Here is a 24,210-nt window from a genome sequence, read left to right as displayed (position 1 = left end):
TATGGACGTTTTAGCAATCGCTTCTCCCTTTCGTCTAACGAGCTTGGGGGAGGGGATAGCTCTTTCCTCCCTAAGATCAACTTCTTTCCTTTTTTCGACATGTAATCCTTTCTCTTTAAAGGCGTGATTAAATACTTGAAAAAAAGGGGTAGACAAAGACGATTCAAATAAATTATTTATAAAAAATTGAGCTTTATCTGCAATTCGTCGGAGAATTTTTACAATGATGGCGCGTTATTCCTTCTCGAGAACTCTTTCATACGATTTAATTTCAGGGCTGGTCGTTTTTCTTGTTGCGCTGCCTTTGTGTTTAGGGATAGCTTTGGCCTCCAATGCCCCACTTTTCTCCGGCATACTAGCGGGAATTGTAGGGGGGATTATCGTTGGTGCATTTAGTGGCTCTAGTACAAGTGTAAGCGGACCGGCAGCTGGATTAACTGCTGTAGTAGCAGCTCAAATCCACCATTTGGGTACTTTTGAAGCCTTCCTTGCTGCCGTCGTTATTGCTGGAGTTATCCAAATTATCTTAAGTATTAGCCAATTGGGTTTTATTGCTGCTTTTTTCCCTTCTAGTGTAATCAAAGGTTTGTTGTGGGCTATCGGGGTTATTTTAGTTTTGAAACAAATCCCCCATCTCCTGGGCCATGACGCGGATCCCATAGGCAATAAATCTTTTATGCAAGCTAACAATCAAAATACTTTTTCCGGAATTTTTGAAACTTTTTTTGATATGCATCCAGGAGCCGCTTTGATCGGTATCCTTTCAATTTTTTTATTAGTATTTTGGGACAAATTTCAGGTCTTAAAGAACTCCCAAATTCCAGCCCCTTTAGTTGTTATTGTTTTAAGCGTTATAGCCAGCTTATTTTTAAGGCAATATGGTGGGTATTGGATGCTAGATTCTAGTCATCTCGTTCAAGTGCCCGTAGTCGATCCTGCAAATAATGCTTTTGCTTTTTTCACCTTCCCCGATTGGAGTATTCTAAAAAATTCCTCCGTATACGTGGCTGCTATGACGATTGCTTTAGTTGCTTCTCTGGAGACATTACTAAACTTAGAAGCTGTAGATAAGATCGATCCTTTACAGCGCATAAGCCCGCCTAATCGGGAATTATTTGCCCAGGGAATGGGGAATGTTGTGGCAGGGCTTATAGGGGCGTTGCCTGTTACTAGCGTGATTGTACGCAGCTCGGTGAATATTAATGCCGGAGCAAGAACTAAGCTTAGCGCAATCTGGCATGGCTTTTTAATTTTGGCTAGCGTGATTTTAATCCCTAATTGGTTAAACCAAATTCCTCTTTCTGCTTTAGCTGCCATTCTTTTAATTACAGGGCTAAAGCTGGCTAGCCCAAAACTTTTAATGCAGATGTGGAGGGAAGGAAAAAATCAATTTCTGCCTTTTATCATCACGGTCAGTGCGATTGTGTTTACAGATCTTTTAATGGGTGTCTTGATTGGCTTAGGCATTTCCATTTGCTTCATTTTACATAGTAATATTAGGCGCCCTATCAAAAAAGTTATAGAGAAGCATGCTACAGGCGATGAAGTGTTACATATTGAGCTGCCTAATCAAGTGAGCTTTTTCAACCGGGCTTCTCTTGAAAATACCTTAAAAAACATTCCTGCGGGGGGACATGTATTAATTGATGCAAATAACACCGATTACATTGACCCCGATATTTTGGACTTACTTACCGATTTTCAGAATACGACAGCCACAACGCGCAAAGTGGCCGTCAGCCTGATAGGATTTAAAAATAAATATCCCCAATTAGAAGATCGCATCCGATATGTGGATGTTAGCAGCCCAGAAATGCAAAAAAATTTAACGCCAGATCGCATCCTGGAAATCCTTCAGGAGGGCAATCTCCGTTTTCGGGAGGGAACCCGCCTAACCCGGGATTTAGATCGGCAACTCAATGTGACTTCCAGAGGGCAATTTCCTATGGCAGTGGTTTTAAGCTGCATCGACTCTCGCTCTCCGGTGGAGCTTATTTTTGATTTGAGCTTAGGCGATATCTTTAGCGTACGCATTGCTGGAAATGTCGTGAGCCCTAAAGTTTTGGGAAGTATCGAATATAGCTGTGCAGTAGCTGGAGCAAAGTTGATTCTGGTCATGGGACACACTTCCTGCGGGGCTGTTAAGGCCTCTGTTGATTTTGTTTGCAAGCAACAGACGGCAGCTGAAGCTACAGGGTGTATGAATTTGGATTCTTTGATCATGGAGATTCAAAAGTCAATTGACGTGAACGACTGCAAAGGGTTTGCTCATTGGAGCCCTGAGCAGAAAGAAAATTATTTTAATGAAATCGCCTATAAAAATGTTCTTCAAACCATGCAAGAGATTCGTAAAAACAGCTCTACTTTAGATGCACTCATTAGGCAAAGGAAAATTGCTCTTGTTGGAGCGATGTATGATATTAGTACAGCTGAAGTTTCTTTTTTTCAAGCTTCAGAGCCGGATTCTTTTCTTTGCTTAAGGCAACAAGAAAATCAATCATAAGTACCAGAGCAAAGCGTGCAACTATTTTAATAAAATCGTTTCTGTCTAAGGGACAATCTTGTAACATATCCATCGCCCATTGTTGAAACATGCAGCTTATTTTGCTCCTTTCTACATTAAATAGTTTAGCCAAAAAGAAGTGCCAGATGGAAAGCGATCAAGTTTTAGGCCTGCACAGGTTTACTAGTGCTCAAGCAGAAAAGAGACGACCTTTAATTGGAGTTGCTACGATTGTCTTGAGAAACCAAAAAATTTTGTTGGGAAAAAGAAAAGGCTCTCTTGGAGAGGGGCAATGGGCTTGTCCGGGAGGACATCTGGAATTTGGAGAAAGTGTGGAAGCTTGTGCCCGTAGGGAATTAAAGGAAGAGACAGGCCTAGATGCGATCTCCTTAAGGCTTGGTCCTTGGATTGAAAATGTGATGGAACAAGGCCAAAACCATTATATTACCTTGTTTGTCTTGGTGGATCGTTTTAGCGGGGAACCCCAATTGTTAGAACCTCATAAATGTGAGGGATGGGAGTGGTTTGATTGGGAGGATCCTCCTTCACCGCTTTTTCCGACAATTGTTTCTTTAAGAGATAAATTTCCACTAAATGATTTATTAGATTGTCAGTTTTAATGAGCTCTGGATCTAAAAGCCTTAAAGGTCTTATAAGCGCTCGAATAGTTGCGTTGATGGTTTTGGAAGAGGAAATTGGCCGACTTAAAATTAGTAAGTAGGATGCATGCAGAAACATTTGTTTAAGAAGAAAGATTAGAAGGATTTTCTTTTAAGATAGACGTTGCAGCGGCGTATGTAGCGACAAAGGATAATTTTTTGCTTCTTGGGATGGTTTATGGAAGAGCAGAGCCAGGAAGCTTAGGAAGTTTCAGCAGGGAAAATGGAGATCGATAAGACGGAAATAAAAGATGCCGATTAAAATCGATTGTAAATCAATGAAAGCGGGCCGGCAAATCTTCTGCTAGGCCTATTATTGTTAAGCGTGTATTTACTCCATTGCAGGTAAACGCCATCATAGAGACAGTTTCATTTCTGCCAAAGTGGGTTTTAATAACATCGCCCCTTTTTGCTGTCAAGCACCATGCGGCATCCTTACTTAACTTCTGGCTAGTGCGTTATTTATTTCCAAAAATAAAAGTTGATCAAGCTGATATCCTAGGCAATGCTAACTTATGTGGGGAAAGGTTTTTTGCCGCCTTGCTCGCCAAGTATGAACCTCCTCGCAGTATTTTGAACCAACTTAAAATATAAGATTAGGGAAAGCTTAAAAAAAAAATCGCTCGATTGCTAGGGGGTCTAGTCATTCATTTTTTAGCGATTGGGTAAGTTTAAAATTAAAATCCTATAATTTAAGCACTTTTAACTGAGACAACAGCCTTATCTCTTCATAAAGGCTAGAGAAGTTGTTATATCTTACTTAAGAAGCCCTTCTTTTCCTTCCGCGAATAAAGATTTAACTTCTTCGTGGCTTAAGTATTCTCCAGGAAGTTTTCTTCCAAGCAAAAGGGGATGAATGTTGAGAAGATAATGAGCGAGCTAAGTTAAAAGCTTGCTTAAAAATTTAGTCTTCTTTTTTTGCTCGAATTAGAAGGGGCTTCGGGTATGCTTTCGCCCTCGCTATCTTCTGCATCAACACATAGTGACTGGAACAGCAGCCTTATTTCTATAGGAATGCTGGTGAGTGGGTTATGTTGTATGCAAAGCTGCCTAAGCAGAGATAGCTGTGCTATCTCTGCTGGCAAAGTCTTTAACTGATTGTGGTCTAAGTAAAAGAGTTTTAGCTGGGCTAGCTGAACCGCCTCTGTTGGAAGGCTGGTGAGCTGATTATGGCTTAATTCAGCCACTTGCAACTTACGCAGCTGCCCTATCTCTGCTGGAATGCTGGTGAGTAGGTTTCTTCGTAAATCAAGCCACTGTAGCTGGATCAATTGTCCTATTTCTGCGGGAAGGCTGGTGAGCTGGTTATCTTCTAAATAAAGATATTCCAACTCAGACAGCTGCCCTATCTCTACAGGAAGGTTAGTGAGCTGGTTTTTTTGTAAAAAAAATAGAAAAAGTAAAGCCAATTTCAACAAGCTGTGACGTATTTCGCAAAAACAGGTTTAAAAGAGGATTTCTTGCGGCCAATATGTTATTGATTTTACCCTTACCTTTACTTCCCCTGTGAGGGTCACACTGGCAGTTAGCAATCCCATCTCTCAAATGGTCAAAAGGTCACTTTTTGTCTTTTAACTTATCTGTAATTTATGTATGGGCACCAGCGCTTGCCCTAAAGAGCGGCACAGGAGATTAAGAATGGGGCAAGCTTAACTGGGAGCGCTATCCCACGTTCTTATGCAAAAAAGCATCGAACGGGTTTTATGCCGAATATTTCATAACAGGTTTTCCTCCAAATTAAGCTCCTTTAATGCAGGTAGCTGCCTTATCCCTGCAGGAAGATTGGCGATCCGGTTATGGCTTAAATCAAGCTTTCGTAGCTGAGACAGCTGTCCTATCTCCGCAGGAAGGCTAGAGAGCTGATTGCGTTGTAAGTCAAGATGCTGCAGGCTCGATAGCTGCCTTATTTCTACTGGGAGGCTAGAAAGCTTGTTACCCTCTAAGCCAAGCTTTATCAACCCAGGCAGCTGCCCCGTCTCTTTTGGAAAGCTGAGGAACTGGTTGCAGCTTAAGTAAAGCCTTTCTAACTGGGCCAGCTGTTCTATCTCTTTTGGAAGGCTGGTGAGTTGGTTTTCGCTTAAGTCCAGTCCCTCTAGCTGAGCCAGCTGTCCTATCTCTTTTGGAAGACTAGCGAGTTGGTTTTTTCTTAAGTCAAGCCCCTCTAGCTGGGTCAGCTGTCCTATCTCTTTTGGAAGACTAGCGAGTTGATTTTTTCTTAAGCCAAGCCCCTCTAGCTGGACCAGCTGTCCTATCTCTTTTGGAAGGCTGGTGAGTTGGTTTTCGCTTAAGTCCAGCCAATTTAACTGAGTCAGCTGCCCTATCTCTTTTGGAAGACTAGCGAGTTGATTTTTTCTTAAGCCAAGCCCTTCTAGCTGGGACAGCTGTTCTACTCCTTTTGGAAGGCTGGTGAGTTGGTTTTCGCTTAAATCCAGCCACTCTAGCTGAGTCAACTGTCCTATCTCTATAGGAAGACTAGTGAGACTGTTTTCTTGTAATTCAAGATGTTGTAGGTAGGGCAACAGCCCTATTTCTGGTGGTAAATAGGTTAAGCCTGCTTGAAATAAAACTAGCTCGGTTAAGTGTTCGCAATTTTCTCCTATCCATTTTCGTAGAAGCTCTCCTTTTTTTCTAAGGATAAAAATTTAATTTCTTCACGGCTTAAATATTCCTCCCCGCCAGGAAGCTTTTTCCAAAGCAAAAGGCGATTAATGTTAAGAAGGTAAGAAGAATAGTTAGCTATTGTTAAATCTCTCCTTTCTTCTACTGTCTGTCTAAATTCCTTAGAAGATAAAGAGTCTGCTAAGCTAAAAACTTGCTTAAAAATTTGGTTCACTTTTTCTGCGGGGGTAAGCTCAGATTTTAGTTGGTAAATTTGATCCAATATAGCCGTTTTTTGAATATCATTCTTTCCCTGGGGAATATGGAGAGCAGCTATTTTTCTATAAAGAGCCGGCATGACAGCATTAACTAGCAGAATCCGCCAACTTCTGCAGACGCTAAATAAGGAAGGGGTTGCGCAAGTCTCTAAAATAGGATAGAGCAATTCATTGGGCAAGCTTTCCAGGGATAAAAAAGGGTTAGAATTCATTTTTACCTCTTAAGTTGATGGTTTTTAATCTGTATATTTTTTGGGTAGCCTAAAAAAACAAAGAAAAGTAAAGCCAATTTCAACCAGCTGTGACGCATTTCATAAAAGCAAATTTAAACAAGGTTTTCTTGCAGACAATATGTTATTGGCTTTACTCTTACCCTTATCTTTCATTTCGTTAATGGCCAATAGGCCCCTTTTTTTGTCTTTTACCTTATCTACCACTTATGTAAGCACTAGCGCTTGTTCTAAAGAGCGGCTTAGGTGATTAAGAATGGGGCAAGCATAACAGGGAGCGCTATTCCACGCTCCCATGCATAAAAGCATTGAGCGGCTTTTGTGCTGAATACTTCATAACAGGTTTTCCTCCAAATTAAGCTCCTTTAATGCAGGTAGCCGCCTTATCCCTACAGGAAGGTTAGCGAGCGTGTTTTCAGTTAAATCAAGTATTTCTAGTTGGGACAGGTGCGTTATCTCTTCAGGAAGGCTAGTGAGCTTGTTATCTTTTAAAATAAGCGCTTGCAACCGAGATAGCTGTCCTATCTCTTCTGGAAGGCTGGTGAGTTGGTTTTGGCTTAAGTCCAGCCACTTTAACTGAGTCAGCTGTCCTATCTCTTTTGGAAGACTAGCAAGTTGGTTTTTTCTTAAGTCAAGTCCCTCTAGCTGGGTCAGATGTTTTATCTCTTCACAAACACTAGTGAGCTGGTTATAGCTTAAGTCAAGCACTAGCAGCCGAGACAGCTGCATTACTGTAGGAAAGGTCCTTAACCGATTTTGGCTTAAGCTAAGCACCCCTAGCTGGAACAGCTGCCCTATCTCCGCTGGAAGGTCAGTGAGATTATTATCATCTAAATCAAGCACTTGTAACTGAGACAGCTGCCCTATCTCTGCAGGAAGGATAGCGAGCTGATTATGTTTTAAGCGAAATTGAATCAGCCGAGTTAGCCGCCCTATCTCCGTGGGAAGGATAGCGATTTGATTATCTTCTAAATCAAGCCTTTGCAATTGAGGCAACCGCCCTATTCCCACTGGAAGGGTAGTAAGTTTGTTCCCTTGCAAGTCAAGCACTTGCAGCTGAGACAGCTGCCCTATCTCTTCAGGAAGGATAGCAAGCCGATTATGTTTTAAATGAAGCTCCCTGAGCTGAGATAGCAGTCCAATCTCTGCTGGAAGACTAATGAGTTTGTTTCCTTGTAAATCAAGTTTTTGCAACTGAGATAGCTGCCTTATCTCTAAGGGAAAATCTATGAACTGATTTTGGCTTAAGCTAAGCTGCCTAAGCTGAAATAGCAGCCCAATCTCCGCTGGAAGGCTGATGAGTTTGTTTCCTTGTAAATCAAGTTTTTGCAACTGAGATAGCTGCCTTATCTCTAAGGGAAAATCGGTGAACTGATTTTGGCTTAAGCTAAGCTGCCTAAGCTGAGATAGCAGCCCAATCTCCGTTGGAAGACTAATGAGTTTGTTCCTTTGTAAATCAAGTGCTTGCAACTGAGATAACTGCGTTATCTCTACTGGAAAATCTGTAAACTGATTTTGGCTTAAGCAAAGCTGTTCTAATTGGATCAGCTGTCCTATTTTTAGCGGTAGGCTAGAGAGCTTGTTATCTTCTAAATCAAGCACTCGCAACTGGGACAGCAGTGTTATCTCTGCAGGAAAAGTGGTTAGCTGATTCTGGTTTAAAAAAAGTCCTTGCAGCTCAACCAGCTGTTCTATCTCTGTTGGAAGGTTGGTGAGCTGGTTTTGGTCTAAGCTTAGCTCCTCTAGCTGGGCCAATTGTCCTATCTCCGCAGGAAGGGTAGCAAGCCTGTTCCCTTGTAAATTAAGCCTTTGTATATGGGACAGTTGCCCTATTTCTGACGGTAAATAGGTCAGGCCTACTTGAGATAAATCTAGCTCAGTTAAGTTCTCGCAATTTTCTCCTATCCATTCTCGGAGGAGCTCTCCTTTTTTTTCCAAGGATAAAAATTTAATTTCTTCGCGTCTCAAATATTCATCCCCACCAGGAAGTTTTTTCCACAGCAAAAGGCGATTAATGTTAAGAAGGTAAGAAGAGTAATTAGCTATCGTTAAATCTTTCTTTTTTTCTATGGCGTGTTGAAATTCCTGAGGAGATAAAGAGCACGCCAGGCTAAAAACTTGCTTAAAAATTTGATTCACTTTTTCCGCAGGGGTAAGCTCAGATTTTAGTTGGTAAGTTTTATCCAACATAGCCGTTCTTTGGATATCATCCTTTACCTGGGGCATATGGATGGCAGCTATTTTTTTATAAAGAGCTGGCATGACAGCATTAACTAGCAGGACCCGCCATTTTCTGCAGACGCTAAATAAGGAAGGTGTTGCACAAGTCTCTAAAATAGGGGAAAGCAACTCATTGGGCAAGCTTTCCAGGGATAAAAAAGGGTTAGAATTCATTTTTACCTCTTAACTTGGTGGTTTTTTAATCTGGATATTTTTTGGATAGCCTAAAAAAAATAGAAAAAGTAAAGCCAATTTCAGCAAGCTTTAACGTATTTCGTAAAAACAAGCTTAAAGGAGAATTTCTTGCGGCCAATATGCTATTGTTTTCACTCTTACCCTTATCTTTCATTTCGTTAATGGCCAATAGACCCCTTGTTTTGGTTTTTACCCTATCTGCAATTTGCGTAGGGATACTAGCGTTTGCACTAAAGAGCGGCACAGGAGATTAAGAATGGGGGCAAGCTTAACAGGGAGCGCTATTCCAAGCTCACATGCAAAAAAGCATTGAACGGGTTTTATGTCGAATATTTCATAACAGGTTTTCTTCCAAATTAAGCTCCTTTAATGCAGGTAGCTGCTTTATCCCTACAGAAAGGTTAGCGAGCGCGTTTTCAGTTAAAACAAGCTTCTCTAATTGAGACAGCTGCGTTATCTCTTCAGGAAGGTTAGTGAGCTGATTGTGTTGTAACTCAAGATGCTGCAGGCGCGATAGCTGGCCTATCTCTTTAGGAAGGTTAGAGAGCTGGTTGTGTTGTAAGTAAAGATGCTGTAGGTATGATAGCTGGCCTATCTCTTTAGGAAGGCTAGAGAGCTGATTGTGTTGTAAGCCAAGATACCGCAGGCGCGATAGCTGTCCTATCTCTTTAGGAAGGCTAGAGAGCTGGTTGTATTGTAAATTAAGAGTTCCCAGTTTCGATAGCTGTCCTATCTCTTTAGGAAGGCTAGAGAGCTGGTTGTGTTCTAAGTAAAGATGGTACAGCCCCGATAGCTGGCCTATCTTTTCAGGAAGGCTAGTGAGCTGGTTGTGTTCTAAGTAAAGATTTCTCAGCCCCGATAGCAGGCCTATCTCTTCAGGAAGGCTAGAGAGCTGGTTGTGCTGTAAGTTAAGATGGTCCAACCCCGATAGCTGTCCTATCTCTTTAGGAAGGCTAGAGAGCTGGTTGTGTTCTAAGTAAAGATGGTACAGCCCCGATAGCTGGCCTATCTCTTCAGGAAGGCTAGAGAGCTGGTTGTGTTCTAAGTAAAGATTTCTCAGCCTCGATAGCAGGCCTATCCCTTTAGGAAGGCTAGAGAGCTGGTTGTGTTGTAAGTAAAGATCCGGCAGGCCCGATAGCTGGCCTATCTCTTCAGGAAGGCTAGAGAGCTGGTTGTGTTCTAAGTAAAGATTTCTCAGCCCCGATAGCTGTCCTATCTCTTTAGGAAGGCTAGAGAGTTGGTTGTGTTGTAAGTTAAGTTTCTGCAGGCCCGATAGCTGTCCTATCTCTTCAGGAAGGCTAGAGAGCTGGTTGTGCTGTAAGTTAAGTTTCTGCAGGCCCGATAGCTGTCCTATCTCTTCAGGAAGGCTAGAGAGCTGGTTGTGTTGTAAGTTAAGTTTCTGCAGGCCCGATAGCTGTCCTATCTCTTCAGGAAGGCTAGAGAGCTGATTGTGTTGTAAGTCAAGATCCGGCAGTCCCGATAGCTGTCCTATCTCTTCAGGAAGGCTAGAGAGCTGATTGTGTTGTAAGTAAAGATTTCTCAGCCCCGATAGCTGGCCTATCTCTTCAGGGAGGCTAGAGAGCTGATTATATTGTAAGTCAAGATCCTGCAGGCGCGATAGCTGTCCTATCTCTTTAGGAAGGCTAGAGAGCTGGTTGTCTTGTAAGTTAAGTTTCTGCAGGCCCGATAGCTGGCCTATTTCGTTAGGAAGGCTAGAGAGCTGATTTTTGCCTAATCTCAGCCTTTCTAGCCGTGTTAATTTTCCTATATAAGCAGGAAGGGTAGCGAGCTTGTTATATCTTAAGTCAAGCTCTTTTAACTGGGACAGTTGGCCTATTTCTGGTGGTAAATAGGTTAGGCCTGCTTGAGATAAATCTAGCACAGTTAAGTTTTCATATTCTCTTATCCATTCTCGGAGAAGCCCTCCTTTTTTTTCCAAGGATAAAGTTTTAATTTCTTCGCGCCTCAAGTATGCATCCCCTCCAGGAAGCTTTTTCCAAAGCAAAAGTCGATTAATGTTAAGAAGGTAAGAAGAGTAGTTAGCTATTGTTAAATCTTTCTTTTTTTCTATGGCGAGGTGAAATTCCAGGGGAGATAAAGAGCGAGCTAAGCTAAAAACTTGCTTAAAAATTTGTTTCACTTTTTCTGCAGTGGTAAGCTCAGATTCTAGTTTGTAAATTTTATCCAATATAAGCGCTTTGGGTATGTCATTCTTTCCCTGGGGAAGATGGAGAGCGGCTATTTTTTTATAAAGAGCCGGCATGACAGCATTAACTAGCAGGATCCGCCAGCTTCTGCAGACGCTAAATAAAGAAGGAGTTATACAAATCTCTAAAATAGGAGAAAGCAGCTCATTGGGCAAGCTTTCTATGGATGAAAAGGAGTTAGAATTCATTTTTACCTCTTAAGTTGATAGTTTCAGCCTTCTATTTTTTAGGATAGTCTAAAAAAACTAGGGAATTAGAAATAATTCCAATAAACTTTGAACTATTTTGTAAAAACAAACATAAAATATGGGTTTTTTGTTAATATATTTACTTAAAACTTTTATTCTCTTTCATCGCTCTTTTAAAAAAGACACTAATTTATAAGTGTATTTAAGCTCAACTTTATTATTAAAGTTGAATTAACATTTATCTTAAAGTGAGGAGAATAATTGGGTTCAATTATTAGGGAAAAGACCGTCTGTGTTGAAAATTTCCCTTTAGAATCTTACTAAAATTCATTAGACCTTTTTCGAAATTCAATGGGTTAGTTCCAGATTATGAATCCCTGCAATCAAATTAAAACGGAGAGAGAACTTCTTCCGTCTGTTTCTATAGCGGTCAGAGATGATCTTAAATCGCTCCAGGCTGCCGATAATATTTTCATTAAGCACACGTTCGCTATAAAGTTGGCGGTTATTTTGCTTGTCCTCCTTTGTGAGCGGATGCTTTTTCCTCCTTTTTTTGGGCATTTGCGTCTTAGTATGTAATCTCTGCAGCCCTTGATATCCACTATCAGCCAATACACTTACACAGGGAGAAATTCGAATTTTTGACGCTTTGAACAACCGAAAGTCATGCCGCTTCCCTAAGGAAAATGCGGTGCAAATGATTTGCTGCCGTTTCTTGTCTACTACCACCTGTGTCTTTAAGGTGTGTTTTTTCTTTTTGCCTGAGTAGAAATGCTTTTGCTTTTTTTTGGTCTTTCAATAGGCGTTTCTGTGGCGTCAATCAGGACAACTTCATATTCAATGTCGCTCTTTAAAAGTGCTTTACGGCTTAGTAAAGCAAATTCCGGATGTTTAAACAAGGTATCTTCAACCCATTTGACTGTTTTGTAGGCACTGCTTTCGCTTACGCCATAGCTTTGGCTAAGATGAAAATAGGTTCTATACTCTCACATGTATTCTAGGGTCATAAGCAACGCATTTTCCAGACTAAGCTTCTTTTTCCTTCCGCTATTAAAATTTTTGCTTTTTATTGATTGTTCTAAGATGTTTACCATCTTATTGAATGTAGATCGCTTAACACCCGTTAGACGACGAAACTTTTCATCGTTTAAATCCTTTACTATTTCAAATTTCATTGCACCTCGCTCACCTAAAATAAGGCGAGTATACTAAATGAACTTAATTTCGAAAGAGCTCTAGTTTTTCGTGGCTTGTGCAACTTCTCCCTTATTTAGCGTCTGCAAGCACTGGCACTTCCTACTAGTTAATGCTGTCATGCCGGCTCTTTATAAAAAAATAATTACTCTCCATATTCCTCAGGGAAAGGATAATATCCAAAAAAATGTTTCAGTTACAGGCTGCCATGGTAGAGGTGGGCAAACGAATTTGCGAGTAGGTTTTATTTGCAAAAAATTTGAATAAATTTGCGGTGGAGATAGACATCTTCCCATTTTGAGGGTTTAAGTCCTGCCAGGGTTTCTGGGTCATAACCCGAATAGATAAATTCGATGAAGATTTCAAAATCGGTGATAGTGTATTGGATACGCCAGGTTTTACAAGCTAGTATGAATCGATTTTCACTTATATGGGTGATGCGGTGGTTGGGAAAAGGATAAGGATTATCTGACAAACGGAATTCAATCGCTTTTTGTAGATCAAAAGAGGTTTCTTTGGCAATAAAAGCGGCTTGTTGAATGGCAAGGGGCGACCATTTGATTGAAAACGGAGGATTGGGAGGCTTGGAATCCCCAGCCCATCCCTGCTGGATGTTTAAAAAAGCGTCTGCATAACAGATGTAAGGCTTAATATCTAGGATAGGAGTTTCATTGAGTAGATCACTTTTAGCAATCATCAATTTTCTCCCCTGAATCGCTAACAGCTCGACACATGAGAGGCCGATAGGATTAGGGCGATGAGGAGAACGGGTGGCAAACACTCCCCGTTTTTGGCCTCCACGAGGGGTTTTAACTTTAGGTTTCCAGCTGTGATTAAGGTGGAAACAATAGATCAGCCAGATTCTTTCAAAGCCGGCTAGATCCTCCACAGCTTGGTCAAAATTTTGGCCGGGTTCCAGTAACACGTATCCGCTAAGTGAACCTAATTCAGCTTGGCGCGGAACCATGTATTTTTCATGCTGAGAAGAAAAAAAATAGCCAATCGGTTTAAATTGCATAAAATTTGACATCATTTTTAACTTGAGCGTTTCCTCACGTTCCAGATTTAGTTGAGGAGACGGAAAATTTTACAAAGTCTATTTTAGTCAATTTTACTAATAGATTCCATCAAACATTGCCTTAACTTTGAGGCTTCGCTGAACCTATAGATCTTATAAGCAGTTGGAATATCAAGCAGGAGGATTTAGAAGAGATCGATGGAGATAGAGGAGACCCAAACTTTGCTGTTCTAAAGATTGATCGGATGATCTCGATCCGGTAAAATAATCTCTCTTGGATTTAAAGGAGTCCCAAAATGACACAACAGCACGAGCTCGAAGCTATTTTGGAAAGATTAGGAATTAACCAAATTAAGCGGCACATTTTTATATGTTGCGATCCCAAAAATCCCAAATGCTGTCAAACTGCAGAAGGGATTGAATCCTGGGAATATCTCAAAAACAGGCTAAAAGAACTCAACTTAAGCGAATCCGGCGGGATTTATCGCTCGAAAGCAGATTGTTTAAGAGTTTGTACGAAAGGGCCTATCGCGGTTGTTTACCCAGACGGTATATGGTATCATTCATGCACGCCCCAAGTTCTTGAAAGGATCATTCAGGAACATCTTATCAAGGGCAATCCTGTTGAAGAATACGTCTTAGCTAGATGTCGAGCGACCTAGCTGTGTTTTTTTCTTAATGAAAGGCAAAGTAAGGTTTGCGGCGGCAAATTCTCTCATTAGGTCTCCCAACCGCTCATGCTACTGGATAAATAGAAAGCAGCTAGAAAAAAAATCTGTTGTTTGATAGGCTCTTCTCCGCATAAGAATCTTGCAAGAAAAAAAGCATTTAAGTGCTTAAAAAGGTAGTGAAAAGTGGATATTGTCCGGATGAAATGAAACCCTTGTCACTAATCGGCACCCTAGGTTTACTTAAATATTTAAAAATCTAAATATCCGCTTTTACAGGCAGCCTTGCTGTTCTATATCGAATCGCACTCGGTTAGAGCTAATTTTTGCGCTTCTTGAATGAGCTCAACTTTGGAAGAGCAGGAAAGCTTGCATTTTAAAGTCGCAATATAATTTTCGACGGTTCTTTGGCTTAAGCGTAGCTGCTCAGCAATATAGGAAGCTGGATATCCGCTGGCAATAAACCTTAGAATATCTTTTTCTCGTGGGGTTAGCGAAAGGGGAGGGCGGAATCCTATCTTTTCCATAAAGAGTTGATGTTGGCTGGGAAAAATGAGAGTTTTAGGCTGCTCATAAAATTTCGAGCCCACTTGTGACGGAAGGTGAAGCTGACATTCATCAAGTAAGCAAAAAAGTTTCTCGTTTCTTTCTTTAAAAACTTTAATGAAATTGCGTAGCACAGGGAGGTCATTAATTAAACGTTCTTCAGCTTTTAAATCATTAAAGCGAGTTGCAAAGCCAAATGCTTCGATTCCATAGGGCGTAATTTTTTGAAGATTAATATTAAAATTAATGTTAAATTTTTCCCAGGCTGTTTTTAAAACATCTTGATAGCTTGGGTCTTCGCTGGCCTTCATCAAGCTGAGGCCGTTTTGCAATGTTTTGGGATGACGTAAGCAGGGAAAATGAATATACATTTGGTTTTCAAAGCAGAATTCGTTCCAGGCACTGTTTGTGCCAACGTAACAATAATGACCTGAAAAAGTAATGCGATAATACCAAAAATGGTTAATTCCCAAATGGTCATTTAAAGGTGCTGCAAACTGCAACATCTTATGATGATAGGGAGAAGAAGTAATCTTTTTGAGCATCTCATTATAACAATTCATGGCCCGATTTTATTTAAGGTAATTGATTTTTTCAACAAAAATTTTGCTAATAAGCATTTTATACTCTACTAATGTGTGATTTAATACTCTTTTAGATAGTAGAGCCCGCATTTATAATAGCTTATTTTTAACGAGTGGTTATATATGAATCCTTACATTTGGCGACAAAACTTTACGGCAACCTTTACCGATCAAGAGAAAACTGTCCGGGGAAAGCTTGCTTTTAAAACAAAAGATATTAGTTGGTTAGAAACAAGTGCCCCTGTAATTTTACCGATTAGTATCCATTCTAATTTCCACGAGGGAATTCAAGGGGATTTTAAGATGAATGCTTTCATCTCAACGATAAAAAGGCATGTTAAAGGAAGGATTACCATTTTATTAACGGAAAAAGCACACATTAAAACATTCAGCCTCAAATATTCCAACAATTTTGAAAAAGCCTTTGAAGAATGTTTAAAAAGTGCAAATATGCTTGTGCAAAGGTATGAACCCCTTTTTGAAAACTGCAATGTGGTTTATTGGCATTCTTACATCTGCCAGGATCCTTATTTTAAAAAATTTGTAGATCGTCTGGAAAGCCTTTATTCCACCGATCTTATCTTTCGAAAGCTGCTGCATGAAGATGCGGAAATTAGCTATGAAGGGGAAAGTCGGCGTAGTGGCACAACTTTTATTAACAAATCCTTATTTATCGAAAAGGCCGTAGAAGATTTAATCGAGCAGTGTGCTTGCTTATTAGTGTTGGTTAATAAGGGGTATAAATTTCAGTTTTATCCAGGGAAGCCATGCGCATCTACAGAGTATGTGAACCGCATATTTGTCCCTAAAGATAATCGCATTTCTTGGATAGATGTTTTTCTTACCATTGAAAAGAAGACAATCATCCCGCACAACCTTTCAGCTGTAGAAGTTTGAGTATTTTATTTAGCTTTCTTGCTCGGCTAGAATTTTTCGAATTTCATCAAAAGAAACGCGCGGAGCCTTATCGTTGATCCCTTCACATTGCTTAGCGGTAAGGGCCCAGCTTTCTTTTGTATGGAGATTTTCTTTCCACCAAGGAAATGTTCGGCATTGAGAAGGCCTGGCAGTGTAAACTTGGCACCGCTTATCTTTTAAAAAAATGCAGGCGTTGTTCTCCCTTTTTTTCTCAATAAGAGCATACCGATTATCTCTTTGTCTCACAAAAGTTCTTTTGAATTGCGCTAAGGTAATCTTGAGCAATTGGGCCATTCTTTCCATCTCCTCGATTGTTACCCAAACGAAACCTGGCGCCCCGGTGCAGCATTGGCCACACTCTGTGCACTTGAATTTTAAGCCCTCTTTATACCACGGAAGAGGTTTTGAATCTGTCATACGTGCCTCAATTTTTTAAAAAGCAGAAAATTTTACCAAATAACTACAAAAAGATAAAAGCATTATCTGTTTTCTGGTGCAGGTGGAAAAGTGCTCAACGTTGTTTTATCAAAGCCTTTTGCTTTGTTTGCCTTATTTTTCACCACCACCGCCTGCAAGAGGCTTATAGCGGGCCGTTTAGGTTTTCGATAATTGCGTCTGTCTACTTCTTCGCGTAATTTCAAGAGACATTCTTTTTTATTCAAATGTTCACTAGGGTGTACTTGGCATTTAATCACAATACCAGAAGGATTGTGTGTTAAGCGAATGGCGCTAGCTGGGGTATTAGGTTGCTGTCTATTCTCGCTTCCTCGAGCGTAGTAGGCAGAAATACTGCATTCATTTAAAAGGTCTTCATCAAGGAGGGGAAGAAAAATCTTAGTCATGCGTCAAAGATCCATTTTGGTAAAAGTAATTAAGGATAAGTTTTTCTTGTTGGTTTATTTTAATTTCTCGTTTTGAAACTTGCGAACGAGCTCGGCTGGGCCAGAAAAATGAAACACGGCTTTCCTTTTTAATTGGGCATGGCTTAAAACTTGAATGGTAATAAGTCATTCATCCGCTGATTTTTGGGAAACCCGCTCAATCTCTTTTGCCTAACTCTAATAAGTTCTTACTTCCTCGTAAATTTTAAAAGAGGTTTCCAATAATAGGAGCCTTTTAAAGGCTCATCTAAAATGGGGGTGTATAACTTTTCATAACCATTCTTGTACAGTCTTTTTGTATCTTTGGATAATTAAATTTACGCGAGCGCTGTGATGGGGGTGGGCACTTTCTAGTTTTTCTACGGCTTTAAAGCTTCCCTATCGTCTAGTCAAATGCTAAGGGGGAGGAGAAGACTTCGACCTTTTAAAAGTCTTTAACCCAATTTTGTTTTGCAAGTTGTTGACTTTCTTGCATTGGGAGTAAATACTGGAGTAAAAACATTTTCCAAAAAATTGCGTCTGAGATTTTGCAAACATTTGGAGGTATGCGTGTAAATTGCTTTGTCATCGCTTGAATTTTTAGGAGGCCAACCTGTTGGAAGGGCGATGGAGAGCTTAGATCGGCTTAGGGAAAAACCATTTTGGTAAAATGAATTTATATACTCATGGCATACCAAAGCTCGCAAAGAAATAGGTGAGGTACTCAGCGGCTTCGAGCGTAGCCGCTTCTTCATAAGCTTGGATGCTAAAATGATTGATCTCTTCAATCTGGAAATTTGCTCGGTTCTTGAATTTGCCATCCTTCTCCACTTAGAGATTGTAGAAATTTTACAAGCGCTTTCTTATCACTTTCAGATAGATTGAGAGGCCGCATAAGAGGGTGCAAATTGGAATTCGGAATGCCCCCTTGATTGTAATACTCCACTACTTCTTCTAAGGTTTTGAGACTTCCATCATGCATATAAGGAAATGTATGCTCAACATCGCGCAAGGTAGGAATTTTGAAGGCTCCCCAATCCGCTTGATTATGCGTGATCGCATAGCGCCCGAGATCCGGTTCTTTAGCATCCATGCCAATTCCAATATTTGTAAAGCGGTCATCGGCAAAAAGGGGTTCTACATGGCAATTGGCACAGCCGCTGCGCTTAAAAACTGTCAAGCCATGAATAGCTTCGGCTGACATGGCAGATTTATCTTTATTGACGATGTAACGGTCATAAGGGGAGTTTCCCGAAAGAATTGTCCTTTCAAAAGTGGCGATTGCTTTTGCTATATCGTCGATACTGCAGTCGTCATTGCCATATACGGATTTAAATAATTTCTTGTAGCCTGGTATTTTTCGAATCCGCTCTTGACACTCTCGATGAGCATCATCAGGGCTTTGTGCAAGCGTCATTTCTTTACGATTTGCCAAGGGGCCTTTGCACTGAGCTTCTAGAGAATCGGCTCGCCCATCCCAAAATAGAAAATTGTGATAAGCCGAATTAATGACGGTAGGAGAATTTCGGCTGCCTTGCCTACCATCTATCCCTTGAGAAACGGCTTGATGATCTGCAAAAGCAGCTTGAATAGAATGGCAAGTCGCGCAGGAAACAGTTCCATCTGAAGAGAGACGTTTATCAAAATAAAGAAGGCGTCCTAATTCAGCTTTTGCTTTATCATAGGGGTTATTTGCAGGCCAAGGCAACGGGGGTAATCCTAAAGGCACAGAAAAACTTTCTTGCTCTTGAGTGAGTAATGGCTTTGGTCTTAAAAATTGCAAAGCTTGAAAAGTGCCCCAAAGTAGACTTAAAAAAGCCAGGATACAGACAACTGGATAGAAAAACCCTTTCATAGCCCTCTTTTTTTCTTTTTTTTAGCTAAACCTTTTTATAAAAAATTTATTTTTATTAAGCTAGCATTGATATCAAAAAAGATGAGGTTAAGATGAGAAACATTTGGCTGTTAGCGATGAGTATATGGATGAGTTTTGCGCAAGTGGGGATAAGTGATCAACCTGCTGCATCCTCGATTAAAAAATATGAAGCGCGCAATTTTGATCATTTGCTGGGGAAAATAAAAGGATTAAATGACGAGTTATTGAGGTTACATTTTAAGCTATATCAAGGCTACGTTAATAACGCCAATACTCTCTTCCAAAAGATTGAGGAGTTCAGCCAGGCAGGTAAAAGCCAAAGTCCTGAAGTTGCGGGTTTTAAACATATGTTAGGATGGGAATTTAATGGGATGATACTGCATGAGTATTATTTTGAAAACCTGGGAGGAAAAAACCATCAACTCAAGCAAGATAACCCCTTATTTTTAAAAATAGTCCAAGATTTTGGAAGTTATGCAAGCTGGAAAGCTGATTTTCAAGCCACTGGGGCCATCAGGGGAATTGGTTGGGTGATCACATACATAGATCCGAAGCAGGGGAGATTAGTGAACACTTGGATTAATGAACACGATGTTGGGCATCTCTCGGGAGGGCAGCCTTTACTAGTCATGGATGTATTTGAGCATGCCTATATTACTCAGTTTGGATTAGATAGGGCCAAATACATTCAGATTTTTTTCGATAATATTGATTGGGAGGTGGTGTTTCAACGCTATCAAAAGTCACTTCAAGCGATTAGGCTTACACTTTGTGGGCAAACCAATTAGGGCCTTAGGATGGTCAATACCTACAGATTTCCCTTAAAGCAAGCTGACCAGAAATTATCTGGGTAAAACTTTGTGTACTCAAGGCAGTGCACCTGCGTTCCTCTAAAAGAGAAGAAATTTGGCTGTAAAATTTTTAGGATGGTGAGACAAAAGAAGGTTTAGCTTTAGGGAGGAGAGCAGTTTGTAAATCACTACAATCGACATATGCGCTTGAAAGAAGTTTTAAGCAAATCGCGGGGGCTAACCGCAACAGACAAATGGGTATCGCTTAGTTGGATAAAGGCTAGCGAAGAAATGGTGTAGAAGGAAAAATGTTTTTATTAGCAGTTAAAAAGGGGATGAGTCGATAGGGGATCCGGGCTCAATCTAAGAGGCGATTAGCAATAAATCCTCACAGGGACCCTATAAAATCTGTTAAAGCTTGCTGGAATTAGCTTTACTTTCATAGTTTTTTTAGACTACCTTAAAAAACATAAAGGATTGAAAATTAACAACCTATGAGGTAAAAATGAATTCTAGTTCTTCTTTGTCCATAGAAAGCTTGCCCAATGAATTGCTCTATCCTATTTTAGCGGCTTGCGCAACTCCTTCCTTATTTAGCGTCTGCAAACGCTGGCATTTTCTGCTAGTTAAAGATGTCATGCCTAATCTTTATAAAGAAATAGCCGCTTTTCATATTCTTCAGAGAAATAATGATATCCACAAAGAGCTTATATTGGACAGAATTTACCAATTAAAACCTAAGCTTGCCCCTGCAAAAAAGGTAGAGCGAATTTTTAAGCGAGTTTTTAGCTTAGCTCGCTCTTTATCTCCTCAGGAGTTTCAGCTGGCAATAGAAAAAAAGAAAGATCTCACAATCGCTAACTACTCTTCTTACCTTCTTAACATTAATCGCCTTTTACTTTGGAAAAAACTTCCCGGAGGGGAGGAATACTTAAACAGCGAAAGAATGAAACCTTTATCATTGGAAGAAAAAGGAGGTCTCCTTAGAGAATGGATAAAAGAAAATTGCGAAAACTTAACAAAACTAGATTTATCTGAAGTAGGTTTAACCTATTTACCGCCCGAAATAGGCCTGTTCTCCCATCTGCAAATTCTTGAATTACAAAGAAATAAGCTTTCTAGCCTCCCCGTAGAAATAGGACAATTGATCCAGCTAAAAAGGCTTTGCTTATTCGCAAACGAACTCACTAGTCTCCCTGAAAGTATAGGACAGCTGTCTCATTTAAAAAAGCTTGACGTCAATGGCAACCGATTAACTAATCTCCCTAAAAATATAGGGCGATTATCCCAGTTGCAGGGGCTTGAGCTAGGATGTAATGAGCTTACTAGCCTTCCTGCAGAGATAGGACAACTCAACTGTCTTAAGTGCCTTGATTTACACAGCAACCAGCTCACCGATCTTCCTGGAAGTATTGGGCAGTTTTCCCAGCTGCAGGAGCTTAATTTACTAGATAACAGGCTCATTAGCCTTCCTGTAGAAATAGGGCAGTTGCCCCTGCTTGAGTGTCTGCGTTTAGGCTTGAATCAGCTCAAAAACCTTCCTGAAAGCTTAGAAAAGCTGTTGCGGTTGAAAACACTCAACTTAATTTTCAATCAGATCACCAGTCTTCCTGCTGAGATAGGGCAGTTGCGCTGCCTTGAACTGCTTTGCTTAAACTCCAATCAGCTCACCAATCTTCCTGAAAGTATAGGGCAGCTGTCCCAGCTGGAAATGCTTAATTTACAAGGTAACAAGCTCACTAGCCTTCCTGCAGAGATAGGAAACCTGAACTGTCTTAAAAGTCTTGACTTAAACAGCAACCAGCTCACCGATCTTCCTGGCAGTATTGGGCGGCTGTCTCGGCTGCAGGAACTTAATTTACAGGATAACATGCTCGTTAGCCTTCCTGCAGAGATAGCGCAGTTGTCCCAGCTAGAAAAGCTCGATTTAACTGAAAACCGGATACCAGCTCTTCCAGAGGAGATAAAGCAGCTGCCTAAATTAAAAAAACTTAGTTGGGGGGAGCCTCCTCTATGAAACAGTCGGAATAAAATTCATCCAATGCTTTTTGCACGTGAGCATGGAATAGGGCTCCCTATTAAGTTTGCCCCCATTTCTAAACTTGAAAAAGGTGTTTGCGTGAATTAGCTTAGCAATCTGCTATCTTGCTTTTTTCGGAATAAAAGAGGTGAAATAGAGTTAGACAGTAACAAGGAGTTATCTGGGTTTGTTAAAAGAGGGGTGTTAGGATTTGAAAACTGCGTTAAGGGTTCATAGTCGGTTAAAACAAATTCCTTTCAGAAAGATAGCCTAGACATAGCTGTAGCTGCCCTATTCAGATTGGAGCAAGCAAATGATCTGCTGCATCTGTTCTATTATGAGGTCTTTTTTGCGTTCTTCATATTGCCATCTTTTTTGAATGCAAAATTTCGAATTAATTTAGTACCAATAGGTGTGATCTTTTAATTAACCTCTAAGGGATCGTCATGCTAATTCCCGTCAACTTTCTTTAAGTTGGTAGAATGATCAATGCTTACAAGTTTTCCTTAAGGCAAACGGATAAGAAATTATCTGCTAAAGCTTTGTGTAATCAAGGCGGTGCACTCATATTCTTCCAAAAGAGAAGGAATTTGGCCGTAAAACCTCTAGGATTGGAAAAAAAGAGGATTTAACTTTGGGAAGGAGAACAGTTTATAAAATCCCTAGAAGACATACACTTGAAAGCAGATTTAAGCAAATGGAGAGCTAGTCGCAATAGACAACTCGATGCTGTCTAGTTGGATAAAGGCTAGCGAAGAAATGGTGTAGAAGGAAAAATGTTTTTATTAGCAGCTAAAAAAGGGATGAGCCGATGGTGGATCCGGGCTCAATTTAAGAGGCAATTAGCAATAAATCCTCACAACGATTCTATAAAATCTGGCAAAGCTTGTTGAAATTAACTTTACTTGTATAGTCTGTTAGACTACTTTAAAAACATAAAAGATTGAAAATTATCAAACTATGACGTAAAAAATGAATTCTAACTCTTTTTTATCCATAGAAAGCTTGCCCAATGAATTGCTTTATCCTATTTTAGAGGCTTGCGCAACCCCTTCCTTATTTAACGTCTGTAGAAGTTGGCGCGTTCTGCTAGCTAATGCTGTCATGCCTAATCTTTATAAAAAAATAGCCGCTCTTCATATTCCCCAGGGAAAGAATGACATACCCAAAGCGCTTATATTGGATAAAATTTACCAACTAGAATCTGAGCTTACCCCTGCAGAAAAAGTGAAACAAATTTTTAAGCAAGTTTTTAGTTTAGCAGGCTCTTTATCTTCTAAGGAATTTAGACAGGCAATAGAAGAAAGAAGGGATTTAACACTGGCTAACTATTCTTCTTATCTTCTAAACATTAATCGTCTTTTGCTTTGGAAAAAACTTCCTGGCGGGGAGGAATACTTGAGGCGCGAAGAAATTAAAACTTTATCTTTGGAAAAAAAAGGAGGGCTTCTCCGAGAATGGATAGGAGAAAATTGCGAGCACTTAGCCAAGCTAGTTTTATTTCAAGCAGGCCTAACCTATTTACCGCCAGAAATAGGCCAACTGTCCCAGTTAAAAGAGCTTGACTTAAGATATAATAAGCTCGCTACCCTTCCTGCTTATATAGGACAATTAACCCGGCTAGAAAGGCTGAGCTTAGGCAAAAATCAGCTTTCTAGCCTTCCTAAAGAAATAGGCCGGCTATCGCGCCTGCAGCATCTTAACTTAGAACACAATCAGCTCTCTAGCCTTCCTAAAGAGATAGGCCAGCTATCGTGGCTTTACCAACTTTACTTACAACACAATCAGCTCACTAGCCTTCCTAAAGAGATAGTCCAGCTATCGCGCCTGCGGCGTCTTGACTTACAACACAATCAGCTCTCTAGCCTTCCTGAAGAGATAGTCCAGCTATCGCGCCTGCGGTATCTTAACTTACAACACAACCAGCTCACTAGCCTGTCAATAGAGATAGGGCAATTGACCCAGTTAAAAAAGCTTAACTTAAGCTATAATAAGGTCTCCCATCTTCCTGAAAATATAGGCCAGCTGTTCCAGTTGCAAGAGCTTGATTTGGAAGATAACGAGCTCACTAGCCTCCCTACAGAGATACGCCGGCTGTCCAAGCTAAGGCGCCTTGGCTTAAGCCGAAACCAGCTCACTAGCCTTCCTAAAGAGATAGGACAATTGACCCAACTAAAATGGCTATACTTAGACCAAAACCAGCTTACTAATCTTCCTGAAAATATAGGCCAGCTTTTCCAGTTGCAAGAGCTTGATTTGGAAGATAACGAGCTCGCTAGCCTCCCGGTAGAAATAGGGCAATTGCCCCAGCTAAAAAAGCTTGATTTAAGCTGTAACCCACTTGCTAGCCTTTCCGAGAAAATAAAGCACCCATCTAAGTTAAAGAAGGTTAAGTGGGAGGGGAATCCTCTATGAAATATCCGGAATAAAATTCATTTCATGCTTTTTTGTATGGGAGCTGGGAATAGTGCTTCCGCTAAGTAAAAAGAGGGGTGCCAAGGAAGGATTCATAGCCAGTTAAATTAATTCCTTCTAAGAAGATAGTCTAGGCGAAGTTGTAGTCGCCTGGTCAGAGCAGTGAAAGCAAGTGGTTTGCTATATCTGCTCTATTATGGGACCCTTTTTGCATTCTTCATATTTCCCCTTTTTTGAATGCA

At 40.4% G+C, this 24,210-nt stretch carries 17 protein-coding genes and 1 pseudogene; 7 read left to right on the top strand and 11 right to left on the bottom strand.

The window, feature by feature from the left end; translation table 11 throughout:
• Positions 1 to 223 precede the first annotated feature (223 nt).
• Positions 224 to 2,503: a bifunctional SulP family inorganic anion transporter/carbonic anhydrase gene (locus tag PARA125_RS06675; protein WP_213158021.1), complete on the top strand. Its 2,280-nt coding sequence runs from the start codon at positions 224 to 226 to the stop codon at positions 2,501 to 2,503.
• A gap of 146 nt (positions 2,504 to 2,649) precedes the next feature.
• Positions 2,650 to 3,123, top strand: coding sequence for a nucleotide triphosphate diphosphatase NUDT15 (locus tag PARA125_RS06670; protein ID WP_213158020.1), 474 nt, complete (start codon positions 2,650 to 2,652; stop codon positions 3,121 to 3,123).
• Between the two features lie 935 nt (positions 3,124 to 4,058).
• On the opposite strand, the gene PARA125_RS06665 is transcribed toward PARA125_RS06670, so the two are convergent.
• From PARA125_RS06665 to tsaA, 7 genes and pseudogenes are all read right to left on the bottom strand, one after another.
• The gene (locus PARA125_RS06665) at positions 4,059 to 4,571 is read right to left on the bottom strand and encodes a leucine-rich repeat domain-containing protein (protein ID WP_213158019.1); all 513 of its coding nucleotides are present in this window, start codon (positions 4,569 to 4,571) and stop codon (positions 4,059 to 4,061) included.
• Positions 4,572 to 4,877: 306 nt separating this feature from the next.
• Positions 4,878 to 5,762, bottom strand: a complete 885-nt coding sequence (locus PARA125_RS06660) for a leucine-rich repeat domain-containing protein (RefSeq protein WP_349305711.1) — start codon at positions 5,760 to 5,762, stop codon at positions 4,878 to 4,880.
• Positions 5,759 to 6,250, bottom strand: a complete 492-nt coding sequence (locus PARA125_RS06655; RefSeq protein WP_213158016.1) for a hypothetical protein — start codon at positions 6,248 to 6,250, stop codon at positions 5,759 to 5,761. Before PARA125_RS06655 ends, PARA125_RS06660 begins: the two co-directional genes overlap by 4 nt.
• A 351-nt stretch (positions 6,251 to 6,601) precedes the next feature.
• The gene (locus tag PARA125_RS06650) at positions 6,602 to 8,662 is read right to left on the bottom strand and encodes a leucine-rich repeat domain-containing protein (RefSeq protein WP_213158014.1); all 2,061 of its coding nucleotides are present in this window, start codon (positions 8,660 to 8,662) and stop codon (positions 6,602 to 6,604) included.
• Positions 8,663 to 9,017: 355 nt separating this feature from the next.
• Positions 9,018 to 11,078 carry a leucine-rich repeat domain-containing protein gene (locus PARA125_RS06645; RefSeq protein WP_213158012.1) on the bottom strand — a complete coding sequence of 687 codons (2,061 nt, stop codon included), beginning with the start codon at positions 11,076 to 11,078 and terminating at the stop codon, positions 9,018 to 9,020.
• Positions 11,079 to 11,426: 348 nt separating this feature from the next.
• Positions 11,427 to 12,253, bottom strand: a pseudogene (locus PARA125_RS06640) (IS5 family transposase).
• A 263-nt stretch (positions 12,254 to 12,516) separates the two neighbouring features.
• Complete coding sequence (gene tsaA, locus PARA125_RS06635) at positions 12,517 to 13,305, bottom strand: tRNA (N6-threonylcarbamoyladenosine(37)-N6)-methyltransferase TrmO (protein ID WP_249274243.1); 789 nt, start codon at positions 13,303 to 13,305, stop codon at positions 12,517 to 12,519.
• A gap of 281 nt (positions 13,306 to 13,586) precedes the next feature.
• Here tsaA and PARA125_RS06630 point away from each other — a divergent pair, with 281 nt between their 5' ends.
• Positions 13,587 to 13,952: a (2Fe-2S) ferredoxin domain-containing protein gene (locus tag PARA125_RS06630; RefSeq protein ID WP_213158011.1), complete on the top strand. Its 366-nt coding sequence runs from the start codon at positions 13,587 to 13,589 to the stop codon at positions 13,950 to 13,952.
• A 299-nt stretch (positions 13,953 to 14,251) separates the two neighbouring features.
• Here the strand turns inward: PARA125_RS06630 and PARA125_RS06625 are convergent, their stop codons facing one another.
• Entirely contained in the window at positions 14,252 to 15,067 is an 816-nt protein-coding gene (locus PARA125_RS06625) for a response regulator transcription factor (protein WP_249274242.1), read from the bottom strand.
• Between the two features lie 144 nt (positions 15,068 to 15,211).
• Between PARA125_RS06625 and PARA125_RS06620 the strand changes: the two genes are divergently transcribed.
• Positions 15,212 to 15,985, top strand: coding sequence for a hypothetical protein (locus PARA125_RS06620; RefSeq protein WP_213158009.1), 774 nt, complete (start codon positions 15,212 to 15,214; stop codon positions 15,983 to 15,985).
• Positions 15,986 to 15,994: 9 nt separating this feature from the next.
• Here the strand turns inward: PARA125_RS06620 and PARA125_RS06615 are convergent, their stop codons facing one another.
• The 3 genes from PARA125_RS06615 to PARA125_RS06605 form a co-directional block, all read right to left on the bottom strand.
• Positions 15,995 to 16,423 (bottom strand): YkgJ family cysteine cluster protein, encoded by a 429-nt coding sequence (locus PARA125_RS06615; RefSeq protein ID WP_213158007.1) that lies wholly within the window; start codon positions 16,421 to 16,423, stop codon positions 15,995 to 15,997.
• A gap of 62 nt (positions 16,424 to 16,485) precedes the next feature.
• Positions 16,486 to 16,848, bottom strand: a complete 363-nt coding sequence (locus tag PARA125_RS06610; RefSeq protein WP_213158006.1) for a peptide chain release factor family protein — start codon at positions 16,846 to 16,848, stop codon at positions 16,486 to 16,488.
• A gap of 802 nt (positions 16,849 to 17,650) precedes the next feature.
• Positions 17,651 to 18,721, bottom strand: coding sequence for a cytochrome-c peroxidase (locus tag PARA125_RS06605; protein ID WP_213158005.1), 1,071 nt, complete (start codon positions 18,719 to 18,721; stop codon positions 17,651 to 17,653).
• A 92-nt stretch (positions 18,722 to 18,813) separates the two neighbouring features.
• Here PARA125_RS06605 and PARA125_RS06600 point away from each other — a divergent pair, with 92 nt between their 5' ends.
• From PARA125_RS06600 to PARA125_RS06590, 3 genes are all read left to right on the top strand, one after another.
• The gene (locus PARA125_RS06600; protein WP_213158004.1) at positions 18,814 to 19,530 is read left to right on the top strand and encodes a superoxide dismutase; all 717 of its coding nucleotides are present in this window, start codon (positions 18,814 to 18,816) and stop codon (positions 19,528 to 19,530) included.
• A gap of 508 nt (positions 19,531 to 20,038) precedes the next feature.
• On the top strand, positions 20,039 to 21,550 hold the full coding sequence (locus tag PARA125_RS06595; protein WP_213158003.1) for a leucine-rich repeat domain-containing protein: 1,512 nt from the start codon (positions 20,039 to 20,041) through the stop codon (positions 21,548 to 21,550).
• Between the two features lie 975 nt (positions 21,551 to 22,525).
• Positions 22,526 to 23,968 carry a leucine-rich repeat domain-containing protein gene (locus tag PARA125_RS06590; RefSeq protein ID WP_213158002.1) on the top strand — a complete coding sequence of 481 codons (1,443 nt, stop codon included), beginning with the start codon at positions 22,526 to 22,528 and terminating at the stop codon, positions 23,966 to 23,968.
• Positions 23,969 to 24,210: the final 242 nt, after the last annotated feature.

The organism is Parachlamydia sp. AcF125 (assembly GCF_018342475.1).
Classification (GTDB): Bacteria; Chlamydiota; Chlamydiia; order Chlamydiales; family Parachlamydiaceae; genus Parachlamydia.
The sequence above is the reverse complement of the archived record's forward strand: the minus strand, read 5'-3'. Positions and strand labels throughout refer to the sequence as shown.